The sequence below is a fragment of the Desulforhopalus singaporensis genome (assembly GCF_900104445.1).
Classification (GTDB): Bacteria; Desulfobacterota; Desulfobulbia; order Desulfobulbales; family Desulfocapsaceae; genus Desulforhopalus_A; species Desulforhopalus_A singaporensis.
Genome location: NZ_FNJI01000037.1, coordinates 25,206 through 34,985 on the forward strand (window position 1 = coordinate 25,206; position 9,780 = coordinate 34,985).

Consider the following 9,780-nt stretch of genomic DNA (forward strand, 5'->3'; position numbering starts at 1 on the left):
TTGTAATCAGCCCCGTTTCCTGTTGCCGTTGCCGTAGTTGTAGTCGTAGGCGTAATACTTGTAGCTGCTGTAGGAGCTGTACCCCTTCCTGCGGCCGACCTTGTTGATTATGGTGCCGAGGATTCTGCCGCCGACGTTGGTCACCGCCCGGCGAAAGTGTTTCACTCCTTCACGCGGCGTTTTGCCCTCAACCGCAACCAGGATGACACCGTCGACCATATGCGACATGACCAGGATTTCGGCAAATCCCTGGTATGGCGGGCCGTCTATCACGATTCGGTCATACTCCTTTCCGGCATCCTGGAGCAGCCTCCTCATCCTGCGCGAGGAGAGCAGCTCGGCCGGGTTGGGCGGCAGCGGGCCACTGGAGATAAAATCAAGCCCTGGATATTCCGAGGGCTTTACCACCTCGCGCCAATCCTTCATGCCGCTTAATATCGTCGACAGCCCGGCTCCCCTGATGCCGCCCCTGAAGATGCGGTGCAGGGAGGGCTTGCGCAGGTCTCCGTCGATCAGCAGGCAACGCTCGTCTTCTGCGAGGTAGGAAAAACAGGCGTTGGAAGACAGCGAGCTTTTGCCGGCGCCGGGCAGGATCGAGGTCACCAGGATGGTCTTGGGCGGATCGTCGGCGACCGAGAGCCGCACCGAGGTCATCGTGGTGCGAAACGACTCCGCTACCGGAGAGCGCGGCTCGTTGTAGAACTTGAGCGCCATGGTCACCTGGTCATCGTCAGCGCTCTTGTCATAGGGGATCATGCCAAGAACCGGGATGTTGAAACGTTCGGCCATCTCGTCGGGGTTCTTGATGGTGTTGTCAAAATATTCAAGCAAAAACGCCATACCGATCCCGCCAAAAAGGCCGAGGATAAGGCCCAGGGCCAGGTTGCGGGCGACCCGGGGCTTGAACGGATAGAGCGGCGGGCGGGCGTAGTCGACGATCTGGATATTGGTCACCGCGGCTCCAACGGTAGCCTCGATCTCCTTTGAGCGTTCGAGCAGGCTCTGGTAGATGCCCTTGTTGGTGGCCACCTCACGCTCCAGAATCTTGTATTGCGTCGCCTTTTCCTCAAGGTCCATAGCGCGCTGTTTCTGCTCCTCGGCGCGCGCCGCCAGATACTCCTCGGCCTTGACGGCGGACTCATAATCGTTTTTGATCGACTCGACAATGGCATTTTGTTCGGCCCTGATACGCTCCTCGATACGATCCATCTTGGCACCAAGCTGCTGCATTTTTGGGTACGCGGGCTTGAACGTCCTGCCGAGCTCCTCATAGTCTGAAAGCAGCGTGGCGTACTGGTTCTTGAGGTTCTGGATGAGCTCGTTTTCAATCATCTGGTTCAGGATCTGGTCGCCTGCCCCCAGCACGTGCTGGTACTTGGCTTCCTGGCTGATTCGATGCGAACGGGCCTGGGCAAGGGATTGGTTGAGCTCTTCGAGCTGTTTCATGATCAGGTTCGACTTCGGGTCGAGGGAGACGATGCCGATCTTGCGGGCAAACGCCTGCAGCTCGATCTCAGATTTTTCCAGCTTGATCTGGGCGGCCTCAATCTGTTTCTGCAGGAACCGGCTCGCATCCTGGGAGGATTTCAGTTTCGAGTCCATATGCATATTAATGAACTCGTCCATGGCGGTGTTGGCCACCTCGGAGGCTGTTGTTGGCGAGATGGCTGCAAACGATACCTTGATCAGCTCCGAATTCTTGATCGGTGTCACAGCAAAAAGTTCTTTAAATTTTTCCAGTGCCTTGTCAATCACAATGCGCTGGCGGGCGTCTTCGCTCAGGAGGTTGAAGGTATCCTTGTTCTCCTCAGGCCTGATAAATGCCTTTACCGTGTCAAACAGCCCCATCGCCTGGGCCTCACCGCTGCCTCCCCCCGTGGTGGCAAAGGAGGGATTGTTGATCAGGTCCATGCGATCGATCACCCGCGAGGCGAGTTGTTCGCTGCCCAGCAGCTCGACCTGGGTTTGCTGAAACTCCATGCTCTTCAGGACGGTCGACTCGACGCCTTCAAACTTGGTCAGTTTGTCCGCCTGGGCGGACACCCGGAGCACCCCCGTTGCCTCGAACTGCGGGGTGAGGGTGAGGGTATAGGTTGCCACCGCCGTGAAGCAGAGCAACAGGCAGGCGAGCACAACCCCCTTGCGCCGGATGACGGTATCGAGCAGGTCGCGCAGGTCCATCTCGTCGTCGACCTGCATCACCACCTCCCGCACCTCGGTGCTGGGCAGGTAGTTTTGTCCTTGATCACGACTGGTCAGGTGGTATGGGGGGTGGTCTTGGTATGGTTCTTTTTTTTGCATATCTCTACCCTGAAACGATCCCTCTCTGGAAACGAGGTAAATTGATTTTAAGCTGTGTTTATCTGTGCAGGAAACAATTCCTTGAGGTTGTTCATTGCACCATTGACGATTGCACGGTCCTGCCCTTTCCGCTGCAGGTCGGACCAGTCCTGTATTGATATCGGCGGCCGGTTTTTCAGGTTATGACTATCCGATCCGATAAAATGGACACTCCCCCGGCTGCCCAGCTGCCGGGCAAGCTTCCGGGGTGAACGGCCAAACCAACCGAGCAGGCTGCCGCTGTTGATCTGTGTTTTAACACCCTTGTCAACCAATTCGTGCAGCAGGTGCGGGTTCATCTGGAAGAACTCGATACGTTCCGGATGAGCGAGTATAAGCTGATAGCTGCGGGCAAGCTCGCCCACCGTCTCTATCATCTCGCTGCAGCTTCCGTGGAATGGCGGCTCGATCAGAAAGTGATTGGTGTTGCCTAGCGGCAGCAATTCGCCCCGCTCAAGCCGCTGCGCGAGCTTATTGTGATAGGCGATCTCCATACCACCAAGGATCTGCAGGGCGACGCCCTCTTCCCTAAAACGCGCGGTGACCGCTTCCACGATCTGCACAATTTTTTCTTTCGGTGTCGACCATGCCGTTCCCGCCACAAAATGCGGAGTAGCCACCACGGTTGTAACCCCGTTATGCAGGTATTGGCGACCGATGGCGACACTTTCCGCCATCGACGACGGCCCGTCGTCGATCCCTGGTAAAATATGACAATGGATGTCGATAAACCTGCTCAGTTGTGGTTTCATCGCTCACCCTCCGCTGGTGTCGCCCTTCTCTCTTTTGCCATGGAAACAGCAGGCGTCGTCATGCTGGTCACGGACAATGCGGCGAGGGTCACGGCAAAGATCAGGTTTGCCGGCAGCCGCCAGCCAAAATCGACCAGTCCGTGGGCAAAAAAACCAACCAACCCGCAAAAGGCACCTATACCAATTGAGATCTGGGGCATGTTTTCCAGGTAACTGGCGGCCGATTGCCGAAGAGTGAACGCCAGCCGGGCCATACTCACCAAAAGCCAGAGAAACAGCATCCCCGCCATCGGTAAGCCAAGCTCAATAAAAAGTTCCAGATACTCATTGTGGGCCCGGTCAAAGTGTACGCCGACCGGAAATCCTTTGAGGTAGACAGGCGACAGCAGGTTGTAGGAGCCTAGCCCGATGCCAGTCCACAGATGATCTTTCAGCAACGGCAGCGACGCACTGTAGAGAGATAACCGGGTGTTGCCGGAGCCACTGATGGCACCAAAGCGTGAAGCGATCGTATCAAACCCCAGCAAAGCGCCATAGGTCCCGACGATTGTGCCAACAAGCAGCAGAAAGAATATTTTTTTTCTCAACGAGAAAGGCACCATAACGATCAGCAGGAGCGCGACAAGGAGCAGCGTCAGGATCCCCCCCCGGGAGAGCGAGAACAGCACTGCCAGGATGATCACCGATACCGCAGCAAAAAGGACGGGTGTGATCAGCTGATTATCTGCCATCTTGTCAATGGCATCGCGCCGCTTTCGTGTACCAGTTGAGTTTCCGGGCGAAGCTGCCCTGCTCGCGGCAATGGCCGCGATACCGCCGACAGCGACCGGCCAGATCATATTGAGCAGCGAGGCGTACTGGTTCTTGTAGATGATCGAGCCGTGTGCCGCCCTGCCTGCGGTGAGCGGCAGCCACAGGATGCCAAGCTGCGGTTTTACGAACTGCACAAGACCGTACAATGCCTCGAATATCCCGACACCGACAACGCAGTAAAAGATGAAAATAAAGGCCCTGGTATCGCTGCTGATCAATTTTTTCAGCGCAAAAAAATAGATCATCAGGGAAACCAGAAAAAATGAGCGGTAGAACCCGATGACGGAGTTCTCACTGATCGGCGCAAACAGGATATGGGCGCCGGCGATCCGGTTCACCGCTTCAACCCGGTGCGCCCGGTTGGGAGAGACGATCTCAAGCCAGGAGAGCGGTATCGGAACCGTCTGCAGGATCAGGTAGAGTACCAGAACCAGGGGCACCAGCACGCCAAAGGAGAACAACCCGGCAAAACTCTCCAGGGAGCCGTTTAGAACCACCCAGGAACCGACCACGAACAACAATATGAAAACATAGACGCTGAGCACGATCGGGTGCACCGCACCAAATACCAGCGGCACCGTGGTGATCACCGCACATATCAGGAACAGCGCCGGTGTATGCAGGAACAGTTTGTTTTTCACTAAATGATGATCGATAACCGAAATAGCATGGTGACTACTAATTAGACGGATCCCTGAATGATACACCAGTTCCCATGAACCCGATTGTGAACCCGGCACCGGAGAACAGTTTCCCGCTCGCGCTCGATTCGGCATAGACGATATCCTGGTCCTTGAGCACAAGGGTGTCGCCGACGCCCGCCTGGAGGTCCGCATAGCTCAGGCTGACCACCTGGCGCTCTGTGCCGCGTCCCCTGAACCTGACCAGCTTGATCTTGTCATCATCCGCCCAGCCTGCCAACCCGCCGGCAACGGTGATGGCTTCGGCCACGGTCATGTTGGTGGTCAGCGGATAGGTGCCCGGTTTGCGCACCGCACCGTCGACGAAACAGTGTCCGGATTCCGGCACGAAGATCACATCACCGCCTAAAATGACATGGTTGTGTGCCATATTGCCGTTTTTTACCAGATCGGCGAGATTTATCAGGTAAGTGATGTTTTCCCCGGTTTCACCATCTTGTCTCGTGAGGTAGGCAAGGGTTCCTGCGTCCGGCATAAGACCGTTGCCCATGGCAAGTACGTCGAGCAGCCTGCGCCTGGCGATATAGTCAAAGGTACCCGGTTTGTTGACCGCGCCGATCAAGGTGATCTGACGGCTCATGTGTTCTTTTATGTAGATCGCCACGTGGGGATCAACGAGGTAATCCCTGCGGTAGAGGTCTTCGATTTTTTGTTCCGCCTTGGCAGCGCTGAGGTTTGCGACATTGACGTCGTCAAGCAGCGGCAGGGTTATATTGCCTCGGGAAGAGACCCTGACCTCGGCGCTGAGCTCCTCTGCCTCAAATACCTTGACCGTCAGTAAATCGCCTGGCCCGAGCTGGTAATCGTCGCCGTCAACCTCAGGTACGCTCTCGGACGGCAAGTAACCGGAGGTGGTGGTTGTCTTCTTGTCAAACACATTCTCGATGTTTTGTTGCCGGAACTGTTCAATGGAGGTTGTCTCCTTGAACCGTTCCTCGCCACCGCAACCCGCGAGCAGAAAACTGACTGAAACAATCAGCATAAAAGCTGTGACGGACCTGGAAAATAAACGGTTAAGACGCTGTAAAGCCATTGGGACCTTCAAAAAAGAAAAAACAATAAAAAAGGGCCACCTCGTTGCAGCCAAGGGAACCCTTTTCCTGGATGTACAATTTATCGATGACAGATCAGTTGCTTGGACTGGCCGACGGGGTTGTATCCGCCGCCAACTGCTGCGGTTTTTTGTCATTGAAATTGTTAATGTCGATAGCGGTTACCACGGCTTCCGTGATCACAAGACCGCCGGCAACCAACGCCTCAAGGCCGAGTCCTTTCTTGTCGACGGGGAGTTGGGCGAGCACGATCTTGTTATTGGCATCGACGGTCTTCATGCCCTCCGCCGTGGCAAATACCATCCTGCCTTCGGTAACGGTAATCTCGGTCTTGCCGTCATCGCCGACGAGGACGTTGCCCTTGACCACCGGCGAGGTGGAGGCGTTGAAGATAACCTCAGCGGCGGTGTAGGTGCCTTGCGGTGTATAGAACGCGATCTTGCGGGAGTTGTTGTTAATTACGTAGTCAACAGATCCTTCCCTGACATAGAGTTTAAATATTTCCGGTTCCCCGGCAATGGCTATCTTGGAGCCGTCAAGGGCGACAAGCGAGACACCTTCTGACTTGAACATGCATTTGCCGTCACAGACGAGCAGGGAACCATCCTCGACAGGGTTCTGGCCGGTCATTTTGGTGGTCAGTACGTCATTCTTGTAGATCGAAATATCACCGTAACCGACGCTGCCCCCTGCAAGACTGAAGGTGGGCGCGGCAAGAATCACGGCGGTGCACAGGGTGATTGCTTTGAGGAATCGTTTTGTCATGATCTTTCCTTTTGTAGAGTGAAAAGCTTTAACGTATTCTTTTAGCTGTTTAATAAAAATTTGAACGATAATAGAAAAACAAAATAAACGAAAAAAAGCAAGTGTTGTCAACAACTAAATTCATCTTTTAAGCTATTGTGTCTTAAACAATTTACTTAATATTTCTGACATCTTAAATGGTTATTTGAATCCTCCGTGTTCTGTTTTATTTTAACAATTTTTAAAACTGGATAATACTCCGAATTCATTTGCAATTAATTTAATCTATTCTTTCCCTGGTACAGTTACATTTACATGAGATTGTTTATTAAAAAAGCACGGCGGAGTTTGTTGCGCTGTCTATCTGCCATAGGGTAAGGTAGACAGAACGACAATATACTCGAGTCAATTAAATTACATTTTAAACATTACCTATGAACCGTACTTCCTTCTGTTTAATCTTTGTTGCCTTATTAGTGCTGGGATCGAGTGCAATTCTCCAACCGATACCTTCTTATGGTGCTGCGGTCAGTGATGACATGTTTCCCGGCATCATCGATTCAATTCGTTCCGGTGTGGTAACGATCGAGGTGGTCAGGAACAGGCCAGGGAGCAATGCTGTTTCCACCAACCGTACAGGGGAAGTCTTCTACGACGACCCCGACATCGATAAATTCTTCGGAGGGGCTGCTCCATCCATACCGCCCGCCCATGAAAACTCAGGACCTGGTTACGCTCAGGGGTCCGGTTTTATTATCGGTTCCGATGGCATCATCATGACCAACGCCCATGTCATCCAAGGCAGTGACACAATCACCGTCACCCTTTATAATAGACATCGCAGCGATGCCAGGGTGATCGGCAGCGACCGGCGCTCGGATATCGCCCTGATCAAGCTCAGCGACTTGCCGCAAAACGTCCCCGTACTGCCCCTTGGCACCTCGGAGGGGTTGCGGGCCGGTCAATGGGTGCTGGCCTTCGGGTCACCTTTCCCGCATATCCAGACGGTAACGGCCGGCATCATCAGCGCCACCGGCCGCAACAGCCTCGGCATCAGCGACTATGAAGACTACATCCAGACCGACGCCGCGATCAATCCAGGCAACTCAGGCGGCCCGCTGGTTAACAGCGATGGTGAGGTGATCGGTGTCAATAGCGCCTTTGTAACTGAAACCGGAGGCTATATGGGAGTTGGCTTTGCAATTCCCATAGACATGGCCCGCCGGGTTGCCGCGCAGCTTATCGAAAACGGTACCATGACCCGGGGGTGGCTCGGTGTCGGTTTAAAAGACAGCACCCCTGAGCAAATTGGCAATACAATCCTCGATAAAGATTCCCTGCCCGCCACGGTGATCGGTGTTAAACCAGGCTCTCCCGCCTTAGCCGCCGGGATCAGGGAGGGCGACCTGATCATCTCGGTGGACGGCCATGTTGTGCGAGGTGCGGCCGACCTGAGAAACAGGGTCTCGCTCACCGCCCCCAACACCGTTATTAAACTGGTCATCTCCAGGAAAAACTCCACAATTACCAAGAAGGTTCGTCTTGGCGTCCTTGAGTAGGCCGGATGCGCGACGGCGGCAATTGCAGTATGGAATAAATCCCCATTCCGGTAGACGATCACTGCTCGATCAACACCAGCACCTCCAGCGGAGCAAAGCGGTGATAGAGGGTATCCAATGATGCATGGTATCTATCCCCGGTGAAATAATCCTGCCACAGAAGCGATCCCGGTCGCGGAGAATCAATTGCCGCCTCAACATAGGTGCTCAAGGTGTTGGCGCAGATCAACATCTTGGTGTGGTGCTGCTCCTTGGATGTGCAGTGCACACCAGGCCTGCCCTGTGGGTCGTAGCGGTACTTTGAGATCATCTTCAGATGCACCGGCTCCGGATCGTTTTTTTGCGATAACCAGGAACGCATGCCGTTCAGCCGTCTTGTCAGGAGGCTAATGTCCTTTTTTCCCTGATCAGCAGCTGTGATCACCGGATAGGTGAAAAAGTAAAGCCCGCGAACGCCGTGGATAATAGCGAGGTAGGCCAGGTTATTCATTTCTTCAAAACCAGGTAGCCGTGGCCAGCCATGTTTTGCAGAACCACTGCCGCCAAAGGCTTGCACGACGGCTTGCAGCCGGTCCGATCCTACCTGGTCGGCTCCTGTATCGATAGAGTCGCTCAGCCAGGTCATGGGCATATTCGGTACCGGGTACTGGTCAAGCATGAAATAGTCTGCGCCGTCCTGGTAGGCAGAGATCACCTGTGGGCGAACGATTGCCATGGTCGTGAAGTGGCCTGGAAATCTTTTCTTGAGGTAACGTTGGATCTCGATGGCACGGCCCACCGGGAAGGAATGGATGCCCGGCTCATCGTTGACGTAGAAAGCAAACCTGTTGGTGGTGATCTTGTCAGCAACTGGTTCAAGTTTTACCGCAAGCTCATCCAGCTGACGCGGGACGTTCAGCGTGCAGTGCAGATTATTCTCGATGCAGGCAGCAACACTCTCCTCGTTCAGGCCGATCACTGCGCTGTTAAACCCGATCTTCTTGATCTCAACCAGATTTTCTGCAGTGGCACCAAACGCCCCGATGGCAAAAAAATCATTATCCGGCTCTGGATTGCTGGTTGGTGCCACTGTCTCAACCAGGGTCAGTTGCGGATACCTCATCTGAAAAGTCGTCCCCGGGTAGTAGTTGATAAATTTGAACATCCGGTCACCATCCGGTGTATGCTCGGGGCAAACCTGGTAGGCGAACAGGGGTTGGTAACGCCCCGTCTGCCAGTGGGTATTGAGAAGGGTTCGCTCACCCCAGAGCGAGATCTCCGGATAGGAGCCGTCCAGCGCATTTTGACTGCGGTAAAACTGGGCAGTAAAGAGATATTTGCGGCCGGGTTTACAAGGTTCAATCGGGGTCTGCCAGACCCCCTGGCGATCTGTTCCTCCGGTGATCCCGATAGTACCCGCGCTGTCTACAGGCGATGGTTGAAAAAACAGTACCGAGTCATGGATCGTTTCGCCGTCGCCCTTCTGCCATCCGATAGGGGCGTCATGGGCTGGGATGTCTTGTGATTGCGAGCTGTCTGGGGATAGTCCGGCCGTGAGAGGATTTGTTAACAGGTTCTGTCCTGTCGAACGCAGGGGATAGACTGTTTGGATCTCACTTGCATACAGCTGAGACTGGCAACAGGAGACGATAACGACAAGCAAGGCAACTCCAAAAGGTAACGCAACACTTGTCCTGAATGGTGGTACAGACCTATTTATCTGTCTGCACCGGCAATGGTTAAAAGAGCGTGAATTGGCCCTGGTGTTATGCAATCGCTCGGCCACGGTTACTGACAAGCTAAAAACAACATAGTAGTGATAACCAAGATGCCGGTAAAG

At 54.1% G+C, this 9,780-nt stretch carries 7 protein-coding genes; 1 reads left to right on the plus strand and 6 read right to left on the minus strand.

What is annotated here, in order from left to right; genetic code table 11:
- Positions 1-6: 6 nt before the first annotated feature.
- The 5 genes from BLQ17_RS18820 to BLQ17_RS18840 all read right to left on the minus strand — a co-directional run bounded on the left by BLQ17_RS18820 (position 7) and on the right by BLQ17_RS18840 (position 6,423).
- Positions 7-2,301, minus strand: a complete 2,295-nt coding sequence (locus tag BLQ17_RS18820; protein WP_092225690.1) for a GumC family protein — start codon at positions 2,299-2,301, stop codon at positions 7-9.
- 47 nt (positions 2,302-2,348) lie between these two features.
- Positions 2,349-3,092, minus strand: coding sequence for a tyrosine-protein phosphatase (locus BLQ17_RS18825; RefSeq protein ID WP_092225692.1), 744 nt, complete (start codon positions 3,090-3,092; stop codon positions 2,349-2,351).
- On the minus strand, positions 3,089-4,546 hold the full coding sequence (locus BLQ17_RS18830; RefSeq protein ID WP_176761314.1) for an O-antigen ligase family protein: 1,458 nt from the start codon (positions 4,544-4,546) through the stop codon (positions 3,089-3,091). Before BLQ17_RS18830 ends, BLQ17_RS18825 begins: the two co-directional genes overlap by 4 nt.
- A 37-nt stretch (positions 4,547-4,583) precedes the next feature.
- Positions 4,584-5,588 carry a polysaccharide biosynthesis/export family protein gene (locus tag BLQ17_RS18835; RefSeq protein ID WP_176761315.1) on the minus strand — a complete coding sequence of 335 codons (1,005 nt, stop codon included), beginning with the start codon at positions 5,586-5,588 and terminating at the stop codon, positions 4,584-4,586.
- 145 nt (positions 5,589-5,733) lie between these two features.
- Complete coding sequence (locus BLQ17_RS18840; RefSeq protein ID WP_092225697.1) at positions 5,734-6,423, minus strand: hypothetical protein; 690 nt, start codon at positions 6,421-6,423, stop codon at positions 5,734-5,736.
- A gap of 455 nt (positions 6,424-6,878) precedes the next feature.
- Here BLQ17_RS18840 and BLQ17_RS18845 point away from each other — a divergent pair, with 455 nt between their 5' ends.
- On the plus strand, positions 6,879-7,961 hold the full coding sequence (locus tag BLQ17_RS18845) for a S1C family serine protease (protein WP_176761316.1): 1,083 nt from the start codon (positions 6,879-6,881) through the stop codon (positions 7,959-7,961).
- A gap of 58 nt (positions 7,962-8,019) precedes the next feature.
- On the opposite strand, the gene BLQ17_RS18850 is transcribed toward BLQ17_RS18845, so the two are convergent.
- On the minus strand, positions 8,020-9,780 hold a 1,761-nt coding region (locus BLQ17_RS18850; protein ID WP_218121846.1), incomplete at its 5' end, for a hypothetical protein.